The following is a 26,664-nucleotide window of genomic DNA, read 5'->3' as shown; positions in this document are numbered from 1 at the left end:
ACGCGTCCCCGCCGGCACTGCGCCGCGCACCGGCCGAAATCACGGCACGCGGGCGCCCGGGCACTCCCGCCCCGCAGCGGGAGTCCAGGTGGGGTCGGCGACGGGACACGATGGGGGGTTCAGCGTCCCGCCGCCGATTCTGGTTCAGCGGCTCGGGGAGCCGCCGACGATCTGGTCGATCTCGTCCTGCGTGAGCGGGGCCCACGGCGACGAGTCGGGGTCGGCGCTGGCGGCCTCGGGGCTGTCGCCCTGCGTCCACCACTTGGCCTCGAAGGGCACGCCGTCGAACAGGATGCGCTGGCCCTTGTCGTAGGTGGCCGTCCCGCTCCAGTTCGGGTACGTCCCGGCGGGCAGGGTCGGCTGCGGGATGGGCGTCTCACCCGGCAGCACCGGGCCCACCAGCTCCCACGGCGTCTCCCACGCGTTCAGCACGGGGTTGTCCGGGACGTCGCCCTTGGTCCACCACTTCGCCTGGTACACGTTGTGGTGCCAGACCACCTTCGCGCCCTTGAGGTACGAGTTCTTCGTGGTCCAGATCGGGTACGGCGAGGTGGCGGGGTCGTCCTTGGTGGCGGCGGAGGTCGGCTCGGCCGTGGTGACCTGGCCCTCCCCCAGCCCGATGCGGCCGTCGAAGCCCTTCGAGAGCACGCCGGCGAACGTCTTCTTGCCCTGGCTGACACCGCTGCAGGCGTCCGACACGACCGTCAGATCCACATAGTTGGAGCCGCACGTCTTGTCGCGGTTCGCCGACCACATCGACATGCGGCCGAGGCCGTTCGACACGGCCCACGTGTTGAAGGTGGCGGCGTCGGCGAGCGAGAAGACCTCGGCTTCCACATCGTTCTGGCCGATCATCGGGGTCGCGCCCAGCTTCGCCCACAGGCTCGGGTCGCTCTGGTGCAGCTTCGCGCGGTCGTACAGGATGCCGAGCTGGCGCTGGGTGGCGGAGACGGCCTGCTCGGCGGTCTTCGCCATCGAGGTCTTGGCGTTCTTGGCGTCGCCGAAGTCCATGGTCATGACGTTGACGCCGGCGATGTCCACCTTCGCCTTCAGCATGGCGGCGATCGCATCCGTGCCGTCGGAGGTGAGACCGGTCGGCGCGACCGGCAGGGTCAGCCAGACGGCGAGGCCCGTGCCGGCGGCGCGGCGATCCTGCTGCAGCGCGGCGATCGCGGAGGCGCGGCGCGCGGCGGCGTCGCGGTCCGTGAGACCGGCGCCCTCGAGGTCGAGGTCGATCGTGCCGATCTTGTAGCGGTCCACCACCTCGGCGTAGGCCTTCTTCAGCGCGGACGGGTCATCGCAGCCCACGGCGAGCTCGTCGTTCCGCTGACCGCCGAACGAGACGGCGACCGTCCCGCCCTGCTGCTGCAGGCGCGCGATGCGGCGGTCCAGATCGAGCGAGCCACGGGCCTCGTCGAGCGAGTACGCGGCACCCCAGCTGGGCTCGCATCCGTCGTCCTTCGAGGACACCACGAACGAGAGGACCGCGTCCTTCGTCGACGTTCCGCCCAGGTTCTCGAACGCGAACCGCGGGGTCGCGGTCACATCCACATAGGAGGCGAACCACGGCTTGGCGTCGACCGCCGCCCGGGCGCTCCACCACTGGAAGCCGACGGCGCCGGCGGTGACCACGATGACGGCGACGAGCCCGGCGCCGATGACCCGCCACGGCGAGAGGCGGCGGCCGCTGTCGGCCTCGGGGGCCTGGGCCCGCTCGACGGCGTCTGCGGCCGTCGCCTTCTTCTGCTTCGACATCAGGCGGCCTGCTTCTCGTTCGAGGAGGCAGCGGCGGCGGACTCGGACTCCGCGCCCTCGTTCGACGCAGCAGCCGACTCCACGACTGCGCCGACACCGGCCAGGTGCGGCACCTCGCCGCCGGCGTGACCGTGGTACAGCACCGAGCGCCAGTCGAGGGACGCCGTCGCCGGCTCCGCGACGTCGGCCGTGCGCTTGCGCGACGTGGAGACGTAGAGCGGCTTCGTCATTCCGAGCCAGATGTCGACGATCGTGTTCCAGATGCCGATGTAGGCGACGATCGCCCAGATCGCGAGGCTCGCGTTGAAGGCGGCGAACGCGGCGTTGCCCCAGTTGTGCGCGTTGACGTCGCGCCACAGGGTGAACAACGAGAACGCGACGATCGCGAGCGGCGCGATCACGTACAGCAGCGGCGACGCGGTGCGGTTCTTCACCTTCGGGGTCCGGGCGAACGGGATCTTCTTGCCGGTCAGCGACTGCTGGATCGACTTGAGCACGCCCGCGAGGTTCACCGGCAGCAGGATGAGGTTGAAGCCGTAGATCCGGAAGATGTCGGTGGCCTTGTACCCGCTGTAGCGGAGGTCCGCGGCCTGGCTGATGAAGTACGGCAGCGCGGCGAGCAGCACCATCGGGCTGAGCAGGCGGCCGTCGTACGGGTAGGCCAGCAGGAAGACCAGGCCGAAGCTCGCCCAGCTGATCGACGCCATGTAGTTGACGCGCAGCAGCAGCTCGATCTTCGAGACGGTCTCACCGCGGCGCTTCCGCTCCTTCACCTGGCGCCACAGCTTCGGCAGGATGAGGAGTCCGCCGTTCGCCCACCGGCGGCGCTGCACGATCAGCGAACCGAAGTCCGGCGGCGTGGCCGAGTAGCTGAGGCGCTCCGGGTAGTTGGACAGCGTCCACCCGTGGGTGCCGAGGTCGATGCTCGACTCGGTGTCCTCGATGACCGTGCGGTCCTGGATGTAGCGGCGCACCTCGAAACCGCCGACGAACTCGGTCTCGACGATGTCGTCCAGCGCGCGCTTGCGGATGACCGCGTTCGCGCCCACCCAGAACGTGGCGCCGTAGTACGACTTGCCCTGGTGCAGGATGTGCTGGATGTCGGTGGTCGCACCGGCCAGACGCTCGATGCGGGTGCCCGCACCGCGGAACGACGAGTACGGGGTCTGGGTGACCGCGACGCGCGCGTTGTCGGGCTGCTGCAGGAAGTACGTGAGCCGGAGGCAGTACTCGCGCAGCAGGATGGAGTCGGCGTCCAGCGTCAGGAGGAAGTCGCTGTCCGGGATCTCGATGTCGCCGGCACGGCGCTGACCGGCGGGGACGGCGTTCAGGATGGGGCCCTCCGGCGTCTCCTCGACGCGGTAGGTGCCGCCCATCAGGCCGATGTAGGCGTTGAGGTTCATCGCCTTGTTGGCCTCGTGCGACAGCGACGCCCACTTCTTGCGCTCGAAGACCGCGAGCTCGGCGTCGAAGGTCCAGGCGAGACGGCGGTAGAGCTGCGCGACGCGCTTGGAGGTGAGGGACGCGCCCTCCGCGATCGCCGCCGCGACGGCCTCCCCGGTGAGCGCCAGGTCGTCGCCGAGGGCGCGGAGCACCTGGTCGGCGAAGAAGACGTCGACGTGGTCCTCGACGGTGTGGGCGTCGGCCTGCTCGTAGAGCCACTGCGCGGCCCAGCGGTAGTGCTCGGCGAGCTCGAGGCCGGCCTCGTCGGTGGCGTAGACGCCGGCGTCGCCCAGTTCGTAGCGCAGGAGCGCGTCGGAGAAGCGGAAGCGCGGCTCGGCGAGCATCGCGGTGATGTCGTGCGCGAGGTCGCGGGTCGCCTCGAGACGTTCGCGGACGGCCCGGTCGGTCGGGTCGGGGTTGTCATCCAGGAGGAGGACGACTCGCTTGGACGGGAACTCCTGCAGCGCGGCCGAGAGCAGGGTCATCTTGACGACCTCCGGCTCCTCCGCGTACGACGGCACGAGCACGGTGATGCTGGGCTGGTTCTCCGCGAAGTGGCGGTCGAGCTCGGCGCGCGGAACGCGGACGTGCTTCTGGAACCGCTGCAGCGCGCCCTGGCGGGCCACCAGGTACATGAGGGCCGAGAAGGTCAGGAACGTGACGACGACCGTGTAGCCGATCGCCTCCATCGTGAAGCGGAAGTTCTGGCTGCCGCTGTCGATGAACTGGCGGATGATCGTGGTGACGACGTAGATCGCCCAGAACAGCACGGTCAGCACGATGGCGACGCGACTCCAGGTGATCTTGCGGTCCGACGGCTTCGGGTGGACCGTCGGGAGCGGTTCGGTGCGCTTCTCGGAGCCGAGCTGGCGTTTCCGGGCAGGGGTGTATTGGGTTGTAGAACTCATTTTCGGGTATGCGTCCTTGATCGGGTCGGAAGCCCGGCCCTCGGGTGGGCACGGTCGGGTGGCTTCCGGTTGTCCACACTAGTGAGGACAAGCCGGGGTACAAATACCCCCCTTCTGGTCGCCCCTTCTTTGGGGGTGAGGACGCGTGATCTTGCACACCCTGCGTCGGCGTGTCGCTCTTGCGCGACGGCGATTCATGCATACGCATCGAACCCGGCGCATCCATCTCTGAGGGATCAGCCGCCGCCGCGACACCCGATGTCTTCCCTTCCGTGGCGGCACCCGGCGGAATTGTTCGCCGTCCTCCCTTCTGTTCGCGCTTCTGCGGGGATGTCGGAGGGCCGGGGCTAGGCTGGCCGCATGCCGTCGCAGCCGTCCCCGCAGCTGTGGCGGGGCCGCACGGCAGGCGGACTCCTGGCGCTGGTCCTCGGGCTGGTCGTCGGCATCCCGGTCGCGCTCGCGCTCGGCCTGGTGCTGCTCGTCCTCGGCGCGGTGGCCGGTGCGGTCGCGCTCATCGGGTGGCTGATCGGCGTCGCGGCGGCGTGGGTGTGGTTCTGGATCCAGCGATCCCGGTCCGTTCCGTATCCGTTCGGCACGCCCGAGCCGGTATCCCGCCGGGCCCGGCGGATCGCTTTGAGCGGCCTCTACCTGTCGCTGGCCCCGCGTGCCATCGGCGGGATCGCACGTCTCGCGGGCTGGCTGCTGGCACCGCTGGCGTTGCTGGTCTCGCTCGTCGGCGTCGTCCTCCCCCGCTGGCGGGCGCGGCCGTACCTCGCGGTGTTCACGCTGCCCGCCCTCCTGCGCAAGGTCGTCGGGCTCGGGCACCGCCGGGGACTCCTCCGCGACGGCCAGGACGCCGTGATCGTTCCGTACGACGACTTCCTGGCGCGCGCGTTCCCGCTGATCAAGGATGTGCTCGACTGGTGGGACGACCCCGCGCGCGGCGACGATTACACCCCCACACCGGGTCTGCCGGACGTGCCGGCGGGCCTGCTCGGCCTGCCGCTGGGCCCCTCTCCCGACCCGCTGGGCCAACCCGGGATCGCCGCGGGCGCGATGCGGCGCCGCACGATCCGGACGCTGAGGGAGTTGCTGCTCAGCCAGCGGGAGATCGACGACCTGTGCGACCCGGACCTCGACGACCGCCCCGACACCGCCCTCGTGCGGCTGGTGCAGGTGGACGCACCGGACGGGCGCCGCTGGATCGCCCAGTTCGCGAGCACGAGGACGTGGCACCCGCGCGCGGGCGCGGCGCCGAACGACCTGACGGCCGACCTTGTGATCGGCGGCGACGAGCGGCCGACCGTGACGCGCGCGGCGATCGAGGCGCTGCGACGGGCGGGCGTGCGGTCCGGCGAGCCGGTCTGTCTCGCCGGCTTCAGCCTGGGCGGGATGATCGCCGCCCAGGTCGCGACAGCGGCGGTCGACGAGGGCTACACCGTGTCGCACCTCCTTGTCGCCGGGTCGCCGCTCGGGCGCATCCCGGTGCCGGACTCGACCGCGGTGCTGGCGCTGGAGCACGTGCTCGACCCGGTGCCACGGGTGGAGGGACGCGAGAACCCGCTGCGCACCGAGGGTGGCCGGCCGTTCCTCACCGTGAAGGCGCGGCCGCCGCTCGCTGTGGGCTTCAAGATCGGCGCGCTGCACGCCTCGACGGCCTACGCGGACACGGCGGCCGCCGTGGAGGAGAGCCCGCCGGACGTCCGTGTCGCCACGCTGCTCGCGGAGCTCGCGCCGTTCCTCCGCGGCGCTCAGCGCATCCACGATCGCTCAGCCGTGCGGCCGGGGCTGCCGCCGCGACCCTCGGTGCCGCTGTACCTCCACAGCACGGTCCAGGAGGGCATCACGCGCGGGACGCTCCGCCAGACGGTGCGCCGACTGCCCGGCGTGATCGCCGTCGACGTCTACCAGTCGCGCAGCGGATTCGCGACGACCATCCTCTGGAACGCCGACATCCTCGTCCGGGTGCTCGACCCGTGGCTGGTCGCGGCGGGACGGACGGCGGTCTATCGCGGTCTGCTGTCCCTCCTGGCGCGGCGTCGCGCCGTCGGCATCCACCTGCGGCTGCAGGCGCGTGAGACGCCCGGGATCACGTGGGAGGCCACACTGCAGCGGCTCTCGGACGGCCGGTGGCGCGAGGCCGTCGACATCACGGTCGACGACCGCGCCGATCCGTCCGACGTCGCCCGCCTGTTCCCGGGCGGCACGGCGCCCGTGGTGGTCATCCACCCACCGGACGCTTTCGCGCCCGTCCTCGACGTCGCCTTCCAGCGCGCCAGTAGTGACTAGATGTCGCCATCCGTTGCGGATGGGAGCCACTAGTCACCACTCGTCGACCGAGTGCGGGAGGGCTAGCGCTTGCGCTTCTCCCGGACGCGCATGTTGAGGACGATGGGCGTTCCCTCGAAGCCGTAGACCTCGCGGAGCCGGCGGATGATGTAGCGCCGGTATCCCGGGTCCAGGAACCCGGTGGTGAACACCACGAATGTCGGCGGACGGCTCGACGCCTGGGTGCCGAACAGGATGCGCGGCTGCTTGCCGCCCCGGACCGGGTGCGGGTGCGCAGCGGTCAGCTCGGCCAGGAAGGCGTTGAACTTGCCCGTCGGGATGCGGGTGTCCCACGACTCGAGCGCCAGCTCCAGCGCGGGGACCAGCTTCTCGAGGTGACGGCCGGTGCGCGCCGAGATGTTGACGCGGGGCGCCCACGAGACATGCGCGAGGTCCTGCTCGATCTCGCGCTCCAGGTATCGGCGGCGGTCGTCGTCGAGCAGGTCCCACTTGTTGAAGGCGAGCACCAGCGCGCGGCCGGATTCGAGGACGAGGTCGATGATGCGCACGTCCTGCTCGCTGATCGGCTCGGACACGTCGAGCACGACGACGGCGACCTCGGCCTTCTCCAGCGCAGTGGACGTGCGGAGCGACGCGTAGAAGTCGGCGCCCTGCTGCAGGTGCACACGACGGCGGATGCCGGCGGTGTCGACGAAGCGCCAGACCTTGCCGCCGAGCTCGACCTGCTCGTCCACCGGGTCGCGGGTGGTGCCCGCGAGCTCGTTGACGACCACGCGCTCCTCGCCCGCGGTCTTGTTCAGGAGCGACGACTTGCCGACGTTCGGACGGCCGATGATCGCGACGCGGCGGGGTCCGCCGATCTCGCGCTTGGCGACCGCCGACTCCTCCGGGAGCACCTTCAGGATCTCGTCCAGCAGGTCCGCGACACCGCGCCCGTGCAGGGCGGAGACGGGATGCGGCTCGCCCAGTCCCAGCGACCACAACTCGGTGGCGTAGGGCTCCTGGCGCGCGTCGTCCACCTTGTTGGCGGCGAGGAAGACGGGCTTCTTGGTCTTGCGGAGCAGCCGGACGACGTGCTCGTCGGTCGAGGTCGCGCCGACGGTCGCATCCACGACGAAGAGGACCGCGTCGGCCAGGTCGATCGCGACCTCGGCCTGCGCGGCGACGGACGCGTCGATGCCTCGGGCGTCGGGCTCCCAGCCGCCGGTGTCGACGAGCGTGAAGCGGCGGCCGTTCCACTCCGCCTGGTACGAGACGCGGTCGCGCGTGACGCCGGGGGTGTCCTCCACGACTGCTTCGCGGCGACCCAGGATGCGGTTGACGAGCGCGGACTTGCCGACGTTCGGGCGGCCGACGATGGCGAGCACCGGAAGCGCGGGAAGGTAGGTGATGCCCTCGACGTCCTCACCGGCGATGTCGAGGATGTCGAGGTCGCTCTCGTCGAGCTCGTACTCCTCGAGGCCGCTGCGCAGCGCGTTGGCGCGCTGGACCGCGAGGTCCTCGTCGAGCTCGGAGAGCCGTGCGACGAGGTCGTCGTCGCCGGTGGGCTCGTTTTCGATGTCAGACATGGGCTGCTTTCTGTACGACCTGGATGACCGCGTCAACGGTCTGGTCGAAGTCGAGGTCGGTGGAGTCGACGGTGGTGACGCCTTCTGCGGCGTTCATGAAGTCGACGACGCGGGAGTCCGCCGCATCGCGCCTGCGCAGGGCCTCACCGACGTGGGCGGCGGAATGGCCGGTCAGCTCCGCGGAACGCCTCGCCATTCTAACGGCTTCGTCGGCGGTGAGCAGGATGCGGACCGGCGCATCCGGGCACACCACCGTGGTGATGTCGCGGCCCTCGACGACGATCCCGTCGCGGTCGGTGTGCCGGATGATGTCGCGGAACAGCTGCGTGAGGAACGCCCGCACCTCCGGCACCCGTGCGATCGGCGCGACGACGGCCGTCACGTCCGGGGTGCGGATGGTCTCGGTCACGTCGGTGTCGCCGACGAACACGTGGTAGGTGTCCGGGTCGGTCCCGATCCGGTAGTCGAAGTCGGGCAGCGCGTCGATGACGACGTTCGAGTCGGTCGGGTCGAGCTCGCGCGCGACGACGTACCAGGCCAGGGCGCGGTAGGCGGCTCCGGTGTCGAGGTACGCCCAGCCCAGCCGGCGTGCGGCCGCCTTGCTGACGCTCGACTTGCCGCTGCCCGCGGGCCCGTCGACCGCGACCACGATCGTCTCGGTCATCCGGTGATCCTCCATCCACGTTCGGTCAGGTCCGTCACGGTCCGGTGTTCGACCTCGGGGAGCACCGCGATATCGGCGAGGCCGAACGGCGCTCCCGGCGAGTGCTCCAGCCGCAGGTCCTCCATGTTCACGCCGAGCTCGCCGAGCTCGTGCAGCAGCCGGGCCAGCTCGCCCGGGCGGTCCTCGACCATCACCACGAAGCGCGCATACCTCCGGTCCTGGCCGTGCTTGCCCGGCAGGCGCGAGACGCCGGTGTTGCCGCCGGCGATCTCCTCCGCGATCGTGCGCCGGGCGCCGGCGGCGTCGACGTCGCCGAGCGCGACCAGCACCCGGTCGAGGTCATCCCGGTAGGCGCGCAGGATCTCGACGATCGCCGGCGCGTTCGCTCCGAGGATCTGCACCCACAGCTCCGGCTCGCTCGCCGCGATGCGGGTCACGTCACGGACGCCCTGGCCGGCCAGCGCGAGCGCGGCGTCGGGCGAGTCGGCGAGCCGCTTCGCCATGAGCGACGACACGATCTGCGGCGCGTGCGAGACGAGCGCGACGGCGGCGTCGTGCTCGTCGGCGGCCATCTCGACCGGCGTGGCTCCGAGGTCGAGGATGAGCGCTTCGACCAGGCTGACCGCCGAGCGCGGGTTCTCGGGACGCGCGGCGACGACCCACGGCCGCCCAATGAAGAGGTCGGCGCGGGCAGAGGAGGGGCCGCCGCGCTCGCGCCCGGCCAGCGGATGGCCGCCGACGTAGCGCGAGAGGTCGAGCCCGGAGCCCTCGAGTTCGGCGAGCGGCGCGACCTTGACGCTCGCCACATCCGTGACCACCGCCTCCGGATGCGTCGCCAGCTCGTCGGCGACGACGCGGCCGGTCAGATCCGGCGGCACCGCCACCACGATCAGCGCGGGCTCCACTCCCCCGTCGTCCACGCGACCCGCGCCATAGTCCGCCGCCAGCCGCAGGTGGGCGGGCGAGGCGTCGGCGAGCACCACGTCGACACCACGGGCGCGCAGCCCCAGTCCGACGGAGGCGCCGAGCAGCCCCGCGCCGACGACGCGGACGGGGCCGGCGAGGCGGGCGGGAGTGTCAGTCACCCGTCCACCTTAGCCAGCGCCGCCGACCCTCGTTTTCGCGTCCGTTGCGAAGGGAGGAGGATGCGGTCCTCCGAGTCGCGGATTCCTCCGTTCCAGGCGTTCCATCGGCGCGTCGCCCCGGAATTCCTCCCTTTTGCTCAGGAGGCGCGACGCGCCCCCGGCCAGGCGTCTCCGGCGCCGCTCTGCGCGGCAGCGTGCCAAACGGAGGAGTTCCGGCCCGACACGCCGGGCCGGCGCGCGAAAGGGAGGAATGCGGCCGGCGGCGGAGTCCGGATCTCCTCCGTCACGGCCGAGGCGTAGCGGGCCGCCGGCGGGTCGGGCCGTGTCAGCCTTCGCGGGAGATGGTCAGCAGCTTGCCGAGCTCGTCCTTCGTGAGGTCGCGCAGCTGGCCAACCTTCAGCGTCCCCAGGTGCAGCGGGCCGAACTGCCGCCGCACCAGTTCGACCACCGGGTGCCCGACCTCGGCGAGCATGCGCCGCACGATTCGGTTGCGCCCAGAGTGCAGCGTGATCTCGACCAGCGACTCGCCGTCCCGCTGGTTCGACTGCAGCAGGCGCGCCTTGTCGGCGGCGATCGGCCCGTCCTCGAGCTCCACGCCCTTCGTCAGCCGTCCGATCGTCTGCGGCGTCATCACGCCGCGCACCCGCGCGATGTAGGTCTTGGTGACCCCGAACGACGGATGCGCGAGCACGTGCGCCAGCTCGCCGTCGTTCGTGAGGATGAGCAGACCCGAGGTCTCCGCATCCAGCCGGCCGACGTTGAACAGCCGCTCCGGGTACTGCGCCGTGAACCGCGACAGGTCGGGCCGCCCCTGCTCGTCGCGCATCGAGCTGACCACGCCGACCGGCTTGTTGAGCATGACGTAGCGGCGGGAGGTGTCGAGCTGCACGGCCGTGCCGTCCACCGCGACCTTGTCGACCGCGGGGTCGACGCGCGTGCCGAGCTCCTGGACGACCTTCCCGTTCACGGTCACCCGCCCGGCGACGATCAGCTCCTCCGACACGCGCCGCGACGCCACGCCGGCGGCCGCCATCACCTTCTGCAGGCGCTCTCCCTGGGAGCCCTGCGCCCCGTTCTCAGCGGACATCGCCCTCGAACCCGTCCACGCCGTCGCTGAGCAGCGGCGAGATCTTCGGCAGCTCGTCTACGGAGTTGATGCCGAGCTGGCTAAGCAGCAGGTCGGTGGTGCCGTAGTTGATCGCGCCGGTCTCGCTGTCCGTGAACAGCTCCGTGATCAGGCCGCGGCCGAGCAGCGTGCGCACCACCGAGTCCACGTTGACGGCACGGATGGATGCGATGGCGCCGCGGCTGATCGGCTGCTTGTAGGCGATCACCGCCAGCGTCTCCAGAGCCGCCTGGGACAGTTTGGTCGGGTTCTGCTGCAGCACGTAGCCCGAGACCACGGCGTCGAACTCCTCGCGGACGTAGATCCGCCATCCACCGCCGACCTCGCGCAGCTCGAACCCGCGCCGGACGCCGCCGCCCTCTCCGTCGAAGTCGGCCACCAGCGCCGCGATCGCCGTGCGCACCCGCTTCACGGGCGCGCCGACCGCCGTCGCCAGCGTCACCAGGCTCATCGGCTCGTCGGCGACCATCAGGATGGCCTCCAGCGCCCGCTCGATCTGCGCGTCCTCGACCGGCGCCGGCACCTCGGTGGTGTCCGTCACCTCGTCGCCCTCGACGACGACGTCGTCGGCCACATCCTCAACCGTCATAGTCGGCTCCCAAGTTCGACAGGTTCTCCTCGGACCAGTGCTCGGCGGTCCATCGCAGGGTCAGCTCCCCGAGCGGTTCCAGCTGCTCGAAGGCGAGCGCCGCACGCCGGTACAGCTCCAGCACCGCAAGGAACCGCGCCACGACGACGCCCTTCTGCTCGGCGCCCGCCACCAGCTGCCGGAAGCTCATCGGCTCGCCGTGCCGCAGCATCCCCACCACGATCGCCGCCTGCTCCCGGATGCTGACCAGCGGCGCGTGCAGGTGGTCCAGCCCGACGACGGGCACCTCCCGCGGCGTCATCGCCAGGGTCGCGAGGGCGGCGAAGTCGTCGAGGCTCAGCGTCCATACCAGTTCCGGGGTGCGCTGGCGGAACTTGTCCTCCAGCCGTACCAGGCGCGCGTGCCGGGCGCCCTCGGCCTCGAGTCGCTGCGCGAACCAGGCCGAGGCCTCCTTGAACGCGCGGTACTGCAGCAGGCGGGCGAAGAGGAGGTCGCGGGCTTCGAGCAGCGCGACGTCCTCCGCATCCACCAGTTCGCCCTGGGGCAGGAGTCCGGCCACCTTGAGGTCGAGCAGGGTGGCGGCGACGAGCAGGAATTCGCTCGCCTCATCCAGGCTGTCGTCGGTGTCGAGCTGGCGGAGGTAGGCGATGAACTCGTCGGTCACCTTGCTGAGCGAGATCTCGGTGATGTCGAGCTCGTGCTTGGTGATCAGCGACAGGAGCAGGTCGAACGGACCCTCGAAGTCGCCGAGGGACACGCGGAAGCCCGGGGCGTCCTCCGGCTGCGCGACGTCGGGCAGGTCAGGCGACGGCGCCACGGAACACCAGTTCCCGCGCCAGCTGCCGGTACGCCTCCGCAGCCTGGTGCTCGGGCGCGAACTGCGTGATCGGGGTGGCCGCGACCGACGCGTCCGGGAACTTCACCGTGCGCGAGATGACGGTCTCGAGCACGCGGTCGCCGAAGGCGTCGACGACGCGCTCCAGCACCTCGCGCGAATGCAGCGTGCGGGAGTCGTACATCGTGGCGAGGATGCCGTCCAGCTCGATCGCCGGGTTCAGCCGCTCACGGACCTTGTCGATCGTCTCGATGAGCAGGGCGACGCCGCGCAGTGCGAAGTACTCGCACTCCAGCGGGATGAGGACGCCGTGGCTCGCGGTCAGGGCGTTGACGGTCAGGATGCCGAGCGACGGCTGGCAGTCGACCAGGATCACGTCGTAGTCGTTCGCGACCTTGCGCAGCACGCCGGCCAGGATCTGCTCGCGGGCCACCTCGTTGACGAGGTGCACCTCGGCGGCCGACAGGTCGATGTTGGCCGGGATGATGTCGAGATTCGGCACGGAGGTGTGCTGGATGGCTCCCTGCACGTCGGCATTGCGGTTGAGCAGCAGGTCGTAGATGGTCGTGACGTCGTGCGTCCGTGCGCCGAGGCCCGCGGACAGCGCGCCCTGCGGGTCGAAGTCGACCGCGAGGACGCGTCGGCCGTAGTCGGCGAGCGACGCGCCGAGGTTGATGCTGGTCGTCGTCTTGCCGACGCCGCCCTTCTGGTTGCAGAGGGCGATGATCTTGGCGGGACCGTGCTGCGCGAGCGGGGCCGGCACCGGGAAGGCGCGCAGCGGACGGCCGGTGGGCCCGGGCTTCGCGGCGACGGATGCCTCATCCATGCCCGGAAGCTGGGTCTCGACCTCGTCGTTGCGCGTCACCTGGGTGTTCCTCGTCCCTCTCGTGGGCGGTCTTTCAAGGGAACAGTCTATGCGCGACGTGCCCCGCTTGCGGGCCGCACGCCCGGCGGTTCGGTACGGTGGTCGCGTGCAGCCGATGCCGTCCGCTCTCGAGACCCCGCGTCTGCGCCTGCGCCCGCGCGACGGACGCGACGCCGAGTGGAACCTCGCGCTGCTCGCCGAGCATCCTGTCGGCCGCCCGCCGGGGACCCTCGAGGAGGAGCGGGAGCGGCTGGATGCGCAGCGCGCGGCCTTCGACGAGCGCGGGTTCGGGCTGTACACGATCGAGGACGCGTCATCGGGCGAGGTGGTCGGCTACTGCGGGCTCGTGGTCGGCCGAGCGAACACGTCCCAGCCGGAGCTCGCGTACGAGCTGCTGCGCGGACAGGTGGGTCACGGCTACGCGACGGAGGCGGCCGCCGCCGCGGCGGACGCGGCGTTCGACGCCGGGTTCCCGGTCCTGTGGGCGACGGTCGCGACCTGGAACGCGCCGTCGTTCGGGGTGCTGTCGAAGCTCGGCTTCACCGCGACCCGCCGTGCCGGCTTCGACGGCGGCTCGGTCTACGTCTGGCTGCGGCGCCGTGCCCCGCGCCGCCGCCACCGCGTCTAGCGGGCGCGGGGGTGGGATGAGGTGTAGACGTCGCGGAGGGTGTCGGCGGTGACCAGCGTGTAGATCTGCGTCGTCGCGACGGACGAGTGGCCCAGCAGCTCCTGCACCACGCGGACGTCCGCTCCTCCGGCCAGCAGGTGCGTCGCGAACGAGTGGCGCAGCGTGTGCGGCGACAGGTGCTCGCCGTCGAGCTGGGCCCGCTCGGCGGCGGCGCGGATGATCAGCCACACGTTCTGGCGCGACAGCCGGGCCCCGCGCATCCCGAGGAACAGCGCCGGCGTCGCGCGTCCCTTCGCCGAGAGCACGGGCCGCGCGCGGACGAGGTACGCGGACACCGCCTCGCGCGCGTACGACCCCAGCGGCACGATCCGCTGCTTGCTGCCCTTGCCGGTGAGGCGGACGACGTCGGCGTCGATCACGTCGTCCACGTTCAGTCCGACCGCCTCGCTCACCCGCGCGCCGGTCGCGTACATCAGCTCCAGCAGCGCCTTGTCACGCAGCGCGGCGACGTCGTCGCCGTCGGTCGCAGCGAGCAGCGCCGACACCTGCTCCACCGAGATCGCCTTCGGCAGGCGGCTCGGGAGCTTCGGCGGGCGCAGGTCGCGCGCCGCATCCACATCGACCCGGCCCTCCTCCAGCAGGAACCGGTGGAAGCCGCGCACGGTCGACAGCATGCGGGCCAGCGAGGATGCGGTGAGCGGCGACTCCTCGCGCGTCCCGAGGTGCACGGCGAACGCCGACAGGGTCGCCGGCGTCACGAGGCGCACGTCGCTCACGCCCTGCGCCTCCAGCCAACCGCTGTAGACGCCCAGGTCGCGGCGGTAGGCCGCGACCGTGTTCGCCGAGAGGCCGCGCTCGATGGCGACGTGCCTCAGGAAGGCGTCGACATCGGCGGCGACGGTCATACCGACAGCTTGGGGTGGCTCGGCCAGGGCTCGCTCGCCGCGCCGAGCGTGCTCCATCCCTGCTCGCGCGCGGTACGGGCGGCGAGCAGCGCGATGATCAGCGGGGCGTTGTGGACGCGCCGCTGCAGCACCGCATCCACCGCCTCGTCGAGCGGCACCCAGCGCACCTCGATGTCCGCCTCCTCCGCCTCGCGCGCGAACGCGGAGCCGGTCGAGCGGATGCCGCGGGCCAGGTAGATCCGGATCGCCTCGTCGTTGCCGCCCGGGCTCGTGAACACGTCCGCGAGCACGTTCCACTCGTCCGCCTCGAGATCGGCCTCCTCGCCCAGTTCGCGCTGGGCCGCGACCAGCGGCTCCTCGCCGTGCTGGTCGAGCAGGCCGGCCGGGATCTCCCAGTCGCGGTGACGAACGGGATGGCGGTACTGGCGGATGAGCAGCACCCGGCCGTCGTCGTCCATCGCCAGGATGCCCACGGCGCCGGTGTGGTCGACGTACTCGCGCGTGATCTCCTCGCCGTTGTAGCGGAAGACGTCGCGGCGGACGTTCCAGATCTTGCCCTCGAAGGCCGTCTCGCTCGAGACGATCTCCGGGCGGAACGGCTGGTCGTTCAGGTCGGTGGCGGTGGTCTCGGCGGCGTCCGACATCAGGCCTCGGCCACCATCTCCGCGTCGGCCTCGGCGACCTCGAAGAGCAGGGCGGCCTTCTGGCGGTCGAGCGCGGCGCCGACGAGGCCGGCGAACAGCGGGTGCGCCCGGTTCGGCCGCGACCGCAGCTCGGGGTGCGCCTGCGTGCCCACGTAGAACGGGTGCACGTCGCGCGGGAGTTCGACGTACTCGACCAGGTGGCCGTCGGGCGAGGTGCCGGAGAACCAGAGACCGGCGTCGGCGATCTGCTCGCGGTAGTTGTTGTTCACCTCGTAGCGGTGGCGGTGACGCTCGGAGGCCTCGTTCGCGCCGTACAGCTCCGCGACGATCGAGCCCTCGGCGAGCGTGGCCGGGTACAGGCCCAGGCGCATGGTGCCGCCGAGGTCGCCGCCGGCGATGATGTCCACCTGCTCGGCCATGGTCGCGATCACCGGGAACTCGGTCTCGGGGTCGAACTCCGACGACGAGGCGCCGCCGAGGCCCGCCTCGTGCCGCGCGTACTCGATGACCATGCACTGGAGGCCCAGGCACAGGCCGAGCGCCGGGATGCCGTTCTCGCGGGCGAAGCGCAGCGCGCCCACCTTGCCCTCGATGCCGCGGACGCCGAAGCCGCCGGGCACGCAGATCGCGTCCACGTCGCTCAGCTGGTGCGCCGCACCCTCGGGCGTCTGGCACTCGTCGGAGGCGATCCACTTGAGCTTCACCTTGGCGCGGTGCGCGAAGCCGCCGGCACGCAGCGCCTCGGTGACCGAGAGGTAGGCGTCGGGCAGATCGATGTACTTGCCGACCAGGCCGATGGTGACCTCGTGCTTCGGGTCGTGCACGGCCTCCAGGAGGCGCGCCCAGCCGTTCCAGTCGACGTCGCCCGCCTGGTCGAGACCGAGCTGGTCGATGATGTACGCGTCGAGGCCCTGCTCGTGGAGCATGGTCGGGATGTCGTAGATGCTCGGCACGTCGACCGCGTTCACGACGGCCTGCTCGTCGACGTCGCACATGAGCGCGATCTTGCGCTTGTTGCTGTCGGAGACCGGGCGGTCGCTGCGGAGGACGAGGGCGTCCGGCTGGATGCCGATGGAGCGGAGCGCGGCGACGGAATGCTGCGTCGGCTTGGTCTTCTGCTCGCCCGAGGCGTTCATGAAGGGCACCAGCGAGACGTGCACGAAGAAGCAGTTCTTGCGGCCGAGCTCGTGGCGCACCTGGCGGGCGGACTCGATGAAGGGCTGCGACTCGATGTCGCCGACCGTGCCGCCGATCTCGGTGATGATGACGTCCGGTGCGGGCTGCCCGTCCGGGCCCGGCTGGGCCTGGAGGCGCATCCGGCGCTTGATCTCGTCGGTGATGTGCGGGATGACCTGCACGGTGTCGCCGAGGTATTCGCCGCGGCGCTCCTTGGCGATGACGTTCGAGTAGATCTGGCCGGTCGTGACGTTGGCCGACTGTCCCAGGTTGATGTCGAGGAAGCGCTCGTAGTGGCCGATGTCGAGGTCGGTCTCGGCGCCGTCGTCGGTGACGAAGACCTCGCCGTGCTGGAACGGGTTCATCGTTCCCGGGTCCACGTTGAGGTACGGGTCGAGCTTCTGCATGACGACGCGGAGTCCGCGGGCCGTCAGAAGATTGCCGAGAGAGGCGGCCGTGAGGCCCTTGCCCAACGAAGAAACGACACCACCTGTCACGAAGATGTGCTTGGTAATGCCGTTATTTGTGCCCGCGTCTGAATAATCCACCACGGGCTTATAGCTTATCACCCCCGGCGGCCGCTCCCGTCCGCGCGCGCCCGTGTCAGCGACGTGCGGCGGACGCCATCTCGACCAGCTCGCGCGCGTGCGCCAGTCCGCTCTCGGAGTCGGGCAGGCCGGAGAGCAGGCGCGCCATCTCGGCGATGCGCTCGTCGCCGTCGAGGCGGCGGACGCTGGAGGCGGTGACCGCGCCGTCGTTGCCCTTGACGACCGTGAGGTGGTTGGTCGCGAACGCGGCGACCTGCGCCAGGTGGGTCACTACGATCACCTGCGCCGATTCGGCGAGGCGGGCCAGGCGGCGGCCGATCTCGATGGCGGAGGCGCCGCCGACGCCGGCGTCGACCTCGTCGAAGATGAAGGTCGGGACCGGGTCACTGCCGGCGATGACGACCTCGATCGCGAGCATGACACGCGACAGCTCGCCGCCCGACGCGCCCTTGCCGAGTGGACGCGGCTCCGCGCCGGGATGCGGCTGCAGCAGGATGGCGACCTGGTCGCGTCCCGACGCGCTGTACGTTCCGGGGTCGTCGGCGTCGCGCTGGGTCACCTCGACCACGATGCGGGCGTCGGGCATCGCGAGCGCCGAGAGCTCGTCGCTGACAGCCTCGGACAGGCGCGCGGCCGCGGCCGTGCGCTCGGCGCTGAGACCGGCGGCGAGCTCGCGGACCAGCGCCTCGTCGTCGGCGACCTCGCGGGTCAGCTCGTCGATGCGGTCGGCGTCGCCGTCGAGCTCGAGGAGTCGCAGGCTGCCCGTCTCGAGCGTGCGGATCACGTCGTCGAGCGTCGGGCCGTACTTGCGCACGAGTCCGGCAAGCTGAGCCCGGCGATCCTGCACGACCTCCAGCTCGGCGGCGCCGTCGGTGTCGAGTGCGGCGAGGTAGGTGGACAGCTGCGCCGCGATGTCGGAGATCAGGTAGTTGGCCTCTGCGACCGACTCGGCGAGCGGCTGCAGCGCGCTGTCGTGCGGGGCGACGCGCTCCAGCTGGCGGCGGGCGTTGTCGAGCAGACCGAGCGCGTCGGCGCCCTCGGACTCCTCGGCGCTCAGCAGCTCGCGCGCGGCCGCAGCGGCGAGCCGCAGCTCTTCGAGGTTGGTCAGCCGCTCGGCGCGGTCGGCGAGCTCGTCGTCCTCACCCGGCTGCGGGGCGATGGTCTCGATCTCGGCCATCGCGACCCGAAGGTCGTCGGCCTCACGGGCGCGGCGCTCCTGGTCGGCGACCAGCTCGTCCAGCTCGGAGCGGTTGTCGCGCCAGCGGTGGAACACCTGCTCGTAGGCGGCCTGCTGCTCCGCGAACGCGGGCCCGGCGAACCGGTCGAGCGCGGCGCGCTGCGCGACGGCCGACCGGAGCCGGATCTGGTCGGACTGGCCGTGCACGACGACCAGCTGCTCCCCCAGCTCGGTCAGGACAGCGACCGGCGCGCTGCGGCCCCCGACGACCGCCCGCGAGCGGCCCTCGGCCGACACGGAGCGGCTGAGCACGAGCTCGGCCTCGGATGCGTCGATCGCATCCACATCGCCGCCGGCGTCGCGCACCCGCTCCACCACGTCCCCGGCGGACGGCACGCGCCAGCGGCCCTCCACCCACGCCTGCGGGCTGTTCAGCCGCACGGCGCCGCTGTCGGCGCGCTCGCCCAGCAGCAGACCGAGCGCGGACACCACCATGGTCTTGCCCGCGCCGGTCTCTCCGGTGATCGCCGTGAATCCCGAGCCGAGAGGCAGCGAGGCGTCGGCGATGACGCCCAGGTCTTTGATCGAGATCTCCTCGATTCCTCCGCGTACGTCAGTCACGGCCGGCGGGCCCCCTCCATCCCGTCACGGGAAGGTCGAACTTGTGCACCAGGCGGTCGGTGAACGGCCCCGGGTGGAGGCGTGCGAGGCGCACCGGGATGGGCGATCGGCGCACCACGACGCGGGCGCCGCGCGGCAGGTCGAAGGGGCGGCGGCCATCGCACCAGAGGATGCCCGCGCCACCCGCGCGGTCGAGCAGTTCGACCGCGAGCGACGAGTCGGCGTCGACGACCAGCGGCCGCGAGAACAGGGCGTGCGCGCTGAGCGGCACGAGGAGCAGGGCGGCGACGCCCGGCCAGACGACCGGGCCGCCCGCGGAGAACGAGTAGGCCGTGGAGCCGGTCGGCGTCGACATGACGACGCCGTCGCAGCCGAAGCTCGACATGGGCCGGCCGTCGACTTCGATGACGACCTCGAGCATCCGCTCGCGGCTCGCCTTCTCGACCGTGGCTTCGTTGAGCGCCCAGCTCTCGTAGACCACCTCGCGGCCGACCTTGACCCGCGCGGAGAGCGTCATGCGCTCCTCGACCTCGTAGTCCTTCGCAAGCCCCCGCGCCACCGCCGTCTCGAGGTCGTCGCGCTCGCTCTCGGCGAGGAACCCGACGTGACCGAGGTTGACGCCGAGCAGCGGCGCCGAGCATCCGCGCACCAGCTCCGCCGCGCGCAGGATGGTGCCGTCGCCGCCCAGCACGATGACCAGCTCGAGCTCGCTCGGCGCCACGTCGTCGCCGAGCACCCGCACCGCGTCCAGAGACGGATCGGCCTCGAGGATGTCGCGCCGTTCGTCCGCGCTGAGCACCGGGACGACGCCCGCGTCGAGCAGCTGCCGTGACACCCGCACGCCCGCCTCCAGCGAGTCCTGCCGACCGGTGTGCGCGACGACCAGGATGTAGCGCGTCGCTGCACCGATCTGTGCCACGTCGTCTCCTCTCGAAAGCCGTCCTCCCATTCTTACCGGTTTCGGGAGCAGGACCAGGCCGTCGGCCCGGATTGTGGAGAACGTTCACCTACCGCGAAAGCCGGACCACCTCGTCGCGCAGCCCCGACGGGTCGGGCGCGCCCGCACGGAACCAGGCCAGGAACTCCCGGTTGCCGTGGCCGCCGGCGATCGGGGACGCGATGAGGCCGGCCGTACCGAGGCCGGCATCGTGCGCGGCCCAGAGCACGTCGGAGATCGCATCGGCACGCAGTCCCGCGTCCCGGACCACGCCCTCCCGGATCCCCTGCCGTCCCACCTCGAACTGCGGCTTGATCAGCAGCACGAAGTCGGCGCCCCGCGCGGCCGTGGCCACGAGCGCCGGGATGACCTGCGTGAGCGAGATGAAGGACAGGTCGGCAACGACGAGATCGGGACGTGCGTCGTCGCCGGTCAGCGCCGCGAGCGAGGACGGGCTCAGCGAGCGCACGTTGACGCCCTCGTACGACGCCAGCCGCTCCTCCCCGGCCAGGGCGGGCGACAACTGGCCGTGTCCGACGTCGACCGCGATCACCCGGGCGGCGCCGCGCTCCAGCAGCACTTGGCTGAACCCGCCGGTGGAGGCGCCCGCGTCGAGCGCGATCCGCCCGGCGGGGTCGATCGCGAACGCGTCGAGCGCCGCGAGGAGCTTGTGCGCGCCCCGGCTGACGTAGTGGTCGGCGCCCGCGACGCGGATGTCCTGCCCCTCCGACACCTTGAGGGATGCACGCACGGCGGGACGCCCGTCCACCGTCACCAGGCCTTCGGCGATCACCGCGGCCGCGTGCGAGCGCGAGCGGGCCAACCCCAGCTCGGCCAGCGCGACGTCGAGGCGGCGGTCAGCCCCGGCCATGCTCGTCGTCGCCCTCCAGGGTGCGCCGCAACTGCTCGTGGAGCTGCGCGTACGCGTCGGCGCGGTCGGCCAGCGGCTGCTCCTCGATCACGTCGAGCCGTTCGACGAGCGCGCCGTCGCCGGGCTGCGGTTCATCGGTCATGAGGCCACCGTACGTCCCGCATCGCCCGTCGTCACGCGACGAACACGCCGGCGAGCGTCTTCTTGCCGCGACGAAGCACCACCATGCCGCCCGGAAGCACGGCGTCGCCGATCGCCTGCTCGGCGTCCTCGACCTTGGTGTTGTTGACGTAGACGCCGCCCTGCGCGACCGCCCGGCGCGCCTCGCCGAGGCTCGACGTGAGGCCGGTGTCGACCAGGGCCTGCGCCACCGTCGACGAGGGCGCCGTGTCCGTGGTGTTCGGCAGCTCGCGCAGCGCGGACTCGAGGGTCGCGGCGTCGAGCGCGGCCAGGTCGCCCTGGCCGAACAGCGCCTCGGACGCGGCGATGACCGCCTCCGTCGCCTCCACCCCGTGCACCAGCGCAGTCACTTCGAACGCGAGCCGGCGCTGCGCCTCGCGGCGGAACGGCTCCTCGGCCACCTTGCGCTCCAGCTCCTCGATCTCGGCGCGCGAGAGGAACGTGAACACCTTGAGCCGCGCGATCACGTCGGCATCGTCGGTGTTCAGCCAGAACTGGTACATCGCGTAGGGCGTCGTGAGCCGCGGGTCGAGCCAGATGGCGTTGCCCTCGCTCTTGCCGAACTTCGTGCCGTCGCTGTTGGTGATGAGCGGCGTGCCGATCGCGTGGACGTGGACGCCCTCCACCTTGCGGATGAGCTCGGTGCCGCTGGTCAGGTTGCCCCACTGGTCGCTGCCGCCGGTCTGCAGCACGCAGCCGTACTGGCGGTACAGCTCCAGGAAGTCCATGCCCTGCAGGATCTGGTAGCTGAACTCCGTGTACGATATGCCCTCGTCGGAGTTCAGGCGCGCGGCGACCGCGTCCTTCTTGAGCATGGTGCCGACGCGGAAGTGCTTGCCGATCTCGCGCAGGAAGTCGATCGCCGAGAGCGGCGCCGTCCAGTCGAGGTTGTTGACCAGCCGGACCGCGTTGTCGCCCTCGTCGGAGAGGTAGCGCGTGACCTGGGCCTGCAGGTAGCCGACCCACTCGGCGACGGTCTCCTTCGTGTTCAGAGTGCGCTCGGCGGTCGGGCGCGGGTCGCCGATGAGACCGGTCGAGCCGCCGACGAGGCCGAGCGGCTTGTGGCCGGCGAGCTGGAGGCGGCGCATGGTGAGGAGCTGCACGAGGTTGCCCAGGTGCAGGCTCGGCGCCGTCGGGTCGAAACCGCAGTAATACGTGATCGGCTCCCCAGCGAGGAGCTCTTTCAGGGCGGCTTCATCCGTGGAGACGTGGATGAGGCCGCGCCAGACGAGCTCGTCCCAGACGTCGTCGAAGGACGCGTCGTTGGTCTGCGCGGTGAGGCTCTGCGCGCGGGAGGTCGCGGTGTCGGACATGGGTACAACCGTACCAATGCGCGGGAGGCCGCTTCCGCAACTCCGATCAGGATCAGAGACCTGATTCACTAGCGATCAGGTGTGTAGACCTGATAGCATGTCGGTCAGGCGCACAGACCTGATGAGGAGGCGAGATGTTCGCCATCACTGCCGACCAGATCGACAGTCGCGGGCGTACGGACGCCGTCGCCCCCGCGCTCGCGGCGCTGCGCGGGCGCTTCGGCCCGCGGCTGGCGCTTCCGCCGGACCGGAACGCCGGAGACGAGCTCCAGGTCCTCACCGAGGACGCGGCCACCGCGCTGGACATCCTCCTGACGCTCTCCCGGGACGACGCCTGGAGCATCGGGCTCGGTCTCGGGCCGGTCCGGCTCCCCCTCCCCGAGAGCACGCGCGAGGCCACCGGCGACGCCTTCGTGGCCGCACGCGCCGCCGTCACCCGTGCGAAGCGCACGCCTTACCGGCTCGCGGTCGAAGCCGTCGCCTCCCCCGAGGAGGCGGCCGACGTCGAGGCGCTGCTCACCCTCCTGCTCGCGGTGCGGGCGGCCCGGACGCCCGCGGGCTGGGAGCTGTACGACCTGGTGCGCTCGGGCCTCAGCCAGAAGGAGGCCGGAGCCCGCCTGGGGATCACCCCGCAGTCCGCGAGCGACCGCGCCCGTGCCGCAGGCCTGCGCGTCGAGCTCGCCGCCCTGCCCGCCCTCACTAGGCTGTTGGAACGCGCCGACGCCGCCCAGGCCGGCGACACGGGAACCCGGGAGGACGCATGACGAGCTGGCCGCTGCCGCTGCCCCTTCTGCTGAACCAGGCCGTCCCCGTCGTCCTCTGGACGCTCGTGGTGCTGCTGCTCGCCGCGTCCCTCGGCTGCATCGTCGCCACCCTGCGCACCCCGCGGCGCCCGCTCGTCTACAGCGCCGCCGCCCTGCTCGCCGCGGCCGTCGTCGTCGTCCTCATCCCGAGTCAGCACGCGCCCTTCGCGGTGCGGATCGTCATCGGCATCCTGGCGCTCGCGCTCGCGGTGCTCGGCGGCTGGCCGGCATCGCAGCTGGTCCTCGTGCTCGCCACCCGCAGCACGACCGAGCCCAGCGCGCACGACGGCATCCTGGTGCGGGCGCTCACGCCCGAGGGGGTCACGACGCGCGAGGTGCTGCGCGGTGGGACCACGATCGGCCTGCTCGAACGGCTCGCCGCGGCCGGCACGATCATGGCCGGCTTCCCCGAGGGCCTGGCCGTGCTGATCGCCATCAAGGGCGTCGGCCGGTTCACCGAGCTGGAGCAGGCGGAAGCGCGCGAGCGGTTCCTCATCGGCACGCTGACCAGCATCATCTGGGCGTGCATCTGCGCCGGCGTGTTCCGGATCGCCGCGGGCTGACGCGTCAGTCGTCCGACTTGGGATGCCGCTTATACGGCGAAACCGTCGGATCCCCCGGCAGCCAGTAGCGCCATGGGAACGCCAGCCCACCTCCGGCGCCGGAGACGCCGGTGCGCGGTCCGGTCTCGTATTCCGTCTGGTTCGCCGGCAGCTCGATCGAGAACGGCGGCTCGAACAGGTCGGCGCCGTCGTCGGCGAGGCTCATCCCGGCCGCCACGACCAGCCGGGCGGGTCCACGGGCGAGATCGCGGGGCGGGATGCGCCTCCCGCTCGCCCCGACGCGTCGCTGCTCGGCCAGGTCCTCCCCTTCGATCACCTCCGCACCGCGCAGCAGCACCGCCGACGCCTCGCCCTCCGGCGAGCAGACGATGTTGGCGCACACGTGCATCCCGTAGGTGAAGTACGTGTAGATGTGGCCGGGCGGCCCGTACATGACCGCATTTCGCTTGGTGCGGCCGCGGAACGCGTGCGAACCCGGGTCGAGGCCGTCGCCGATGTACGCCTCCACCTCCGTGATGCGCAGCGCGACCGTCCCCTCCGGCGACTCGTGCCGCAGCACGGCGCCGAGGAGCCGCGACGCGACCTCCAGAGACGACGCCAGGAACTCGTCGCGCGAAGGCCGGTACAGCGTCACGTCAGAAGATCCGGCCGCCCGCGACCACGGCGACGATGAGGCCGACCACGATCACCGCGACGGCCACCGTGACGATCACGGGGATGATCCACGGGTACTTGCGCTCGGGCTGGAATCGGGCCATCAGACGAGGTCTCTCTTCGCTGCGCGGAGGGCCAGCGCGGCCTTCCGGACGTGGTCTGTCAGGGCGGCGAGCTGGTCCGCGACCCGGTCGGGAGCGGTGCCGCCGACACCGTCGCGGCTGGCGACCGAGCCCTCGACCGAGAGCACCGACCGCACCTCCGGGGTGAGCAGCGGCGACACGGCGGCAAGCTGCTCGTCGGACACCTCGTGCAGCTCCAGCCCGTTCTCCTCCGCCACGCGGACCAGGCTGCCGCTCAGTTCGTGCGCGACGCGGAACGGGACGTGCTGCTTCACCAGCCACTCGGCCACATCCGTCGCGAGCGAGAAGCCCTGCGGTGCGAGCTCCGCCATCCGCTCGGTGTGGAAGCGCAGGGTCGCGACCATGCCGGTGAAGGCGGGGAGCACCAGCTCCAGCGTGCGCACCGAGTCGAAGACCGGCTCCTTGTCCTCCTGCAGGTCGCGGTTGTACGCGAGCGGGAGACCCTTGAGCGTCGTCAGCAGGCCGGTCGCGTTGCCGATCAGGCGGCCGGCTTTGCCGCGCGCGAGCTCGGCGATGTCGGGGTTCTTCTTCTGCGGCATGATCGACGACCCGGTCGAGTAGCCGTCATCGAGCGTGACGAAGCCGAACTCGCGGGTGTTCCAGAGGATGATCTCCTCGGCGAACCGGGAGAGGTCCACGCCGATCTGCGCGGCGACGAACGCGAACTCGGCCACCACATCGCGCGCGGCCGTGCCGTCGATGGAGTTCTCCGAGCTCCGGGCGAAGCCGAGCTCGCGGGCGACGAGCAGCGGGTCGAGGCCGAGCGTCGAGCCGGCGAGCGCCCCGGAGCCGTACGGCGAGACGTTCGCGCGGGAATCCCAGTCGGCCAGTCGCTGCAGATCGCGGACCAGGGGCCAGCAGTGCGCGAGCAGGTGGTGCGCGAGCAGCACCGGCTGAGCGTGCTGCAGGTGCGTGCGGCCGGGGAGGATGGCGGCGGAATGCGCGTCGGCCTGGGACGCGATGGCGTCGATCAACGCGATCAGCTGTTCGGCGATGACGCCGGCGTGGTCGCGCAGGTAGAGGCGGATGAGCGTGGCGATCTGGTCGTTGCGGCTGCGGCCGGCGCGCAGCTTGCCGCCGAGGTCCGCGCCCGCGCGCTCGATCAGGCCGCGCTCGAGGGCGCCGTGCACGTCCTCGTCGGTGTCGGCTGCGGTGAAGGCGCCGGAGGCGACGTCGGCGTCGAGCGCGTCGAGGGCGGCGAGCATCCCATCCAGCTCCTCGGGGGTGAGGTAGCCGGCCGCGGCGAGCGCCCGGGCGTGCGCGCGGGAGCCCGCGATGTCGTAGGCGGCGAGCTCCCAGTCGAAGTGGGTGGACTTGCTCAGCGCGGCGAGCTCGGGCGACGGGCCTCCGGCGAACCGTCCGCCCCAGAGCGAGCCCTCGCCGGTCCTGCCGCCACCGGCGCCTGCGGATGCAGCGGTTCCGTCGGTCATGCGCCCGCCTCCGTGTTCTTCTCCAGCAGCCAAGCCAGCAGGGCCTTCTGCGCGTGGAGGCGGTTCTCCGCCTCGTCCCACACCACCGACTGCGGTCCGTCGAGCACATCCGCGCTCATCTCGTAGCCGCGGTAGGCGGGCAGGCAGTGCAGGAAGATCGCGTCGGACGCGGCCAGCCCCATCAGGCGGCCGTCGACCGTGTAGTCGCCGAAGACGGCGACCCGCTCGGCCTTCTCGGCCTCCTGGCCCATCGACACCCAGGTGTCGGTGACCACGACGTCCGCACCGGCCGCCGCCTCCGCGGGGTCGGTAAGCACGGCGACCGAGCCGCCGGTCCGCTCGGCGATGGCGCGGGCGTCCGCGACGATGGATGCGTCGGGCGCGTACGCCGCGGGGGCCGCGATCCGCACGTGCATGCCGGCGGTCGCGCCGCCGAGCAGGTAAGAGTGCGCCATGTTGTTCGCGCCGTCGCCGACGTAGGTCATGGTCAGCCCCTCGGTGCGGCCCTTGTGCTCGCGAACGGTGAGCAGGTCGGCGAGGATCTGGCACGGGTGGAAGTCATCCGAGAGCGCGTTCACCACCGGGACGCGCGTCCCCTCGGCCATCTCCTCGAGCCCCGCCTGCGCGTAGGTGCGCCAGACGATCGCGGCGACCATCCGCTCCAGGACGCGCGCGGTGTCGGCGATCGACTCCTTGCCGCCGAGCTGGCTCTCGCCGCTCTGGATGACCAGCGGGCTGCCGCCGAGGTCGGAGATCCCGACCGAGAACGAGACGCGCGTGCGGGTGGAGGTCTTGTCGAAGATCACGGCGACGGTCTGGGGACCGGCGAGCGGCTTCGCCGAGAAGCGGTCGCGCTTCAGGTCGGCCGCCAGGGCCAGCACCTCCGCCTGCTCGGCAGGCGAGAGGTCGTCGTCGCGGAGGAAGTGCCGGGTCATGTACCCGCC

General features: G+C 71.5%; 25 protein-coding genes. 4 read left to right on the top strand and 21 right to left on the bottom strand.

All coding sequences use genetic code 11. The annotated features are described in order from the left end of the window. Window positions 1-144 precede the first annotated feature (144 nt). Complete coding sequence (locus tag AB0P25_RS12960) at window positions 145-1,755, bottom strand: carbohydrate-binding protein (RefSeq protein WP_363807843.1); 1,611 nt, start codon at window positions 1,753-1,755, stop codon at window positions 145-147. Continuing rightward, on the bottom strand, window positions 1,755-4,106 hold the full coding sequence (locus AB0P25_RS12955) for a glycosyltransferase family 2 protein (protein WP_363807841.1): 2,352 nt from the start codon (window positions 4,104-4,106) through the stop codon (window positions 1,755-1,757). Before AB0P25_RS12955 ends, AB0P25_RS12960 begins: the two co-directional genes overlap by 1 nt. A gap of 360 nt (window positions 4,107-4,466) precedes the next feature. Here AB0P25_RS12955 and AB0P25_RS12950 point away from each other — a divergent pair, with 360 nt between their 5' ends. Then, window positions 4,467-6,395, top strand: a complete 1,929-nt coding sequence (locus AB0P25_RS12950; protein WP_363807840.1) for a hypothetical protein — start codon at window positions 4,467-4,469, stop codon at window positions 6,393-6,395. 62 nt (window positions 6,396-6,457) lie between these two features. Here AB0P25_RS12950 and der read toward each other — a convergent pair whose 3' ends face one another. The 7 genes from der to AB0P25_RS12915 form a co-directional block, all read right to left on the bottom strand. Continuing rightward, entirely contained in the window at window positions 6,458-7,963 is a 1,506-nt protein-coding gene (gene der / locus AB0P25_RS12945) for a ribosome biogenesis GTPase Der (protein ID WP_363807839.1), read from the bottom strand. Next, on the bottom strand, window positions 7,956-8,627 hold the full coding sequence (gene cmk / locus AB0P25_RS12940; protein ID WP_363807838.1) for a (d)CMP kinase: 672 nt from the start codon (window positions 8,625-8,627) through the stop codon (window positions 7,956-7,958). The genes der and cmk overlap by 8 nt, the downstream gene beginning before the upstream one ends. Next, a complete protein-coding gene (locus AB0P25_RS12935) occupies window positions 8,624-9,712 on the bottom strand; it encodes a prephenate dehydrogenase (RefSeq protein ID WP_363807836.1) in 1,089 nt (362 codons plus the stop codon). The genes cmk and AB0P25_RS12935 overlap by 4 nt, the downstream gene beginning before the upstream one ends. A 325-nt stretch (window positions 9,713-10,037) precedes the next feature. Then, window positions 10,038-10,799 carry a pseudouridine synthase gene (locus AB0P25_RS12930; RefSeq protein WP_363807835.1) on the bottom strand — a complete coding sequence of 254 codons (762 nt, stop codon included), beginning with the start codon at window positions 10,797-10,799 and terminating at the stop codon, window positions 10,038-10,040. Next, window positions 10,789-11,427, bottom strand: coding sequence for an SMC-Scp complex subunit ScpB (gene scpB / locus AB0P25_RS12925; RefSeq protein ID WP_363807832.1), 639 nt, complete (start codon window positions 11,425-11,427; stop codon window positions 10,789-10,791). The genes AB0P25_RS12930 and scpB overlap by 11 nt, the downstream gene beginning before the upstream one ends. After that, window positions 11,417-12,244: a ScpA family protein gene (locus AB0P25_RS12920; RefSeq protein WP_363807830.1), complete on the bottom strand. Its 828-nt coding sequence runs from the start codon at window positions 12,242-12,244 to the stop codon at window positions 11,417-11,419. The genes scpB and AB0P25_RS12920 overlap by 11 nt, the downstream gene beginning before the upstream one ends. Further along, window positions 12,228-13,088: a ParA family protein gene (locus AB0P25_RS12915; protein ID WP_363808058.1), complete on the bottom strand. Its 861-nt coding sequence runs from the start codon at window positions 13,086-13,088 to the stop codon at window positions 12,228-12,230. The genes AB0P25_RS12920 and AB0P25_RS12915 overlap by 17 nt, the downstream gene beginning before the upstream one ends. 154 nt (window positions 13,089-13,242) lie before the next feature. On the opposite strand from AB0P25_RS12915, the gene AB0P25_RS12910 reads away from it, so the two are divergent. Continuing rightward, on the top strand, window positions 13,243-13,755 hold the full coding sequence (locus tag AB0P25_RS12910) for a GNAT family N-acetyltransferase (RefSeq protein ID WP_363808057.1): 513 nt from the start codon (window positions 13,243-13,245) through the stop codon (window positions 13,753-13,755). On the opposite strand, the gene xerD is transcribed toward AB0P25_RS12910, so the two are convergent. Genes xerD through tyrS form a run of 8 tightly spaced genes read right to left on the bottom strand, consistent with a single transcriptional unit; the run spans window position 13,752 to window position 22,127 of the window. Next, complete coding sequence (gene xerD / locus AB0P25_RS12905) at window positions 13,752-14,660, bottom strand: site-specific tyrosine recombinase XerD (protein ID WP_363807828.1); 909 nt, start codon at window positions 14,658-14,660, stop codon at window positions 13,752-13,754. The two genes, AB0P25_RS12910 and xerD, sit on opposite strands and share 4 nt — an antisense overlap. Continuing rightward, window positions 14,657-15,304 (bottom strand): NUDIX hydrolase, encoded by a 648-nt coding sequence (locus AB0P25_RS12900; RefSeq protein WP_363807826.1) that lies wholly within the window; start codon window positions 15,302-15,304, stop codon window positions 14,657-14,659. The genes xerD and AB0P25_RS12900 overlap by 4 nt, the downstream gene beginning before the upstream one ends. Continuing rightward, complete coding sequence (locus AB0P25_RS12895; protein ID WP_363807823.1) at window positions 15,304-17,031, bottom strand: CTP synthase; 1,728 nt, start codon at window positions 17,029-17,031, stop codon at window positions 15,304-15,306. The genes AB0P25_RS12900 and AB0P25_RS12895 overlap by 1 nt, the downstream gene beginning before the upstream one ends. Window positions 17,032-17,083: 52 nt before the next feature. Next, the gene (gene recN, locus AB0P25_RS12890) at window positions 17,084-18,826 is read right to left on the bottom strand and encodes a DNA repair protein RecN (protein ID WP_363807822.1); all 1,743 of its coding nucleotides are present in this window, start codon (window positions 18,824-18,826) and stop codon (window positions 17,084-17,086) included. Then, the gene (locus AB0P25_RS12885) at window positions 18,819-19,775 is read right to left on the bottom strand and encodes an NAD kinase (protein WP_363807820.1); all 957 of its coding nucleotides are present in this window, start codon (window positions 19,773-19,775) and stop codon (window positions 18,819-18,821) included. The genes recN and AB0P25_RS12885 overlap by 8 nt, the downstream gene beginning before the upstream one ends. Before the next feature lie 58 nt (window positions 19,776-19,833). Continuing rightward, window positions 19,834-20,634, bottom strand: a complete 801-nt coding sequence (locus AB0P25_RS12880; protein ID WP_363807819.1) for a TlyA family RNA methyltransferase — start codon at window positions 20,632-20,634, stop codon at window positions 19,834-19,836. Continuing rightward, a complete protein-coding gene (locus AB0P25_RS12875) occupies window positions 20,621-20,776 on the bottom strand; it encodes a hypothetical protein (protein WP_363807818.1) in 156 nt (51 codons plus the stop codon). Before AB0P25_RS12875 ends, AB0P25_RS12880 begins: the two co-directional genes overlap by 14 nt. A gap of 31 nt (window positions 20,777-20,807) precedes the next feature. Next, window positions 20,808-22,127 (bottom strand): tyrosine--tRNA ligase, encoded by a 1,320-nt coding sequence (gene tyrS / locus AB0P25_RS12870; RefSeq protein WP_363807817.1) that lies wholly within the window; start codon window positions 22,125-22,127, stop codon window positions 20,808-20,810. 134 nt (window positions 22,128-22,261) lie between these two features. On the opposite strand from tyrS, the gene AB0P25_RS12865 reads away from it, so the two are divergent. Beyond that, on the top strand, window positions 22,262-22,891 hold the full coding sequence (locus AB0P25_RS12865) for a DNA-binding protein (RefSeq protein WP_363807816.1): 630 nt from the start codon (window positions 22,262-22,264) through the stop codon (window positions 22,889-22,891). Beyond that, window positions 22,888-23,493 carry a hypothetical protein gene (locus tag AB0P25_RS12860; RefSeq protein WP_363807814.1) on the top strand — a complete coding sequence of 202 codons (606 nt, stop codon included), beginning with the start codon at window positions 22,888-22,890 and terminating at the stop codon, window positions 23,491-23,493. The genes AB0P25_RS12865 and AB0P25_RS12860 overlap by 4 nt, the downstream gene beginning before the upstream one ends. 4 nt (window positions 23,494-23,497) lie before the next feature. Here AB0P25_RS12860 and AB0P25_RS12855 read toward each other — a convergent pair whose 3' ends face one another. Genes AB0P25_RS12855 through argF form a run of 4 tightly spaced genes read right to left on the bottom strand, consistent with a single transcriptional unit; the run spans window position 23,498 to window position 26,655 of the window. Further along, window positions 23,498-24,127 (bottom strand): DNA-3-methyladenine glycosylase, encoded by a 630-nt coding sequence (locus tag AB0P25_RS12855; RefSeq protein ID WP_363807813.1) that lies wholly within the window; start codon window positions 24,125-24,127, stop codon window positions 23,498-23,500. Window position 24,128: 1 nt separating this feature from the next. Next, window positions 24,129-24,251 carry a hypothetical protein gene (locus AB0P25_RS12850; protein WP_363807812.1) on the bottom strand — a complete coding sequence of 41 codons (123 nt, stop codon included), beginning with the start codon at window positions 24,249-24,251 and terminating at the stop codon, window positions 24,129-24,131. Continuing rightward, complete coding sequence (gene argH, locus AB0P25_RS12845; protein WP_363807811.1) at window positions 24,251-25,720, bottom strand: argininosuccinate lyase; 1,470 nt, start codon at window positions 25,718-25,720, stop codon at window positions 24,251-24,253. Before argH ends, AB0P25_RS12850 begins: the two co-directional genes overlap by 1 nt. Further along, window positions 25,717-26,655, bottom strand: a complete 939-nt coding sequence (gene argF / locus AB0P25_RS12840; RefSeq protein WP_363807810.1) for an ornithine carbamoyltransferase — start codon at window positions 26,653-26,655, stop codon at window positions 25,717-25,719. The genes argH and argF overlap by 4 nt, the downstream gene beginning before the upstream one ends. Window positions 26,656-26,664: the final 9 nt, after the last annotated feature.

Source organism: Leifsonia sp. NPDC077715 (assembly GCF_040686855.1).
Taxonomy (GTDB): domain Bacteria; phylum Actinomycetota; class Actinomycetes; order Actinomycetales; family Microbacteriaceae; genus Leifsonia.
This window is presented reverse-complemented; position numbering and strand designations above follow the sequence as displayed.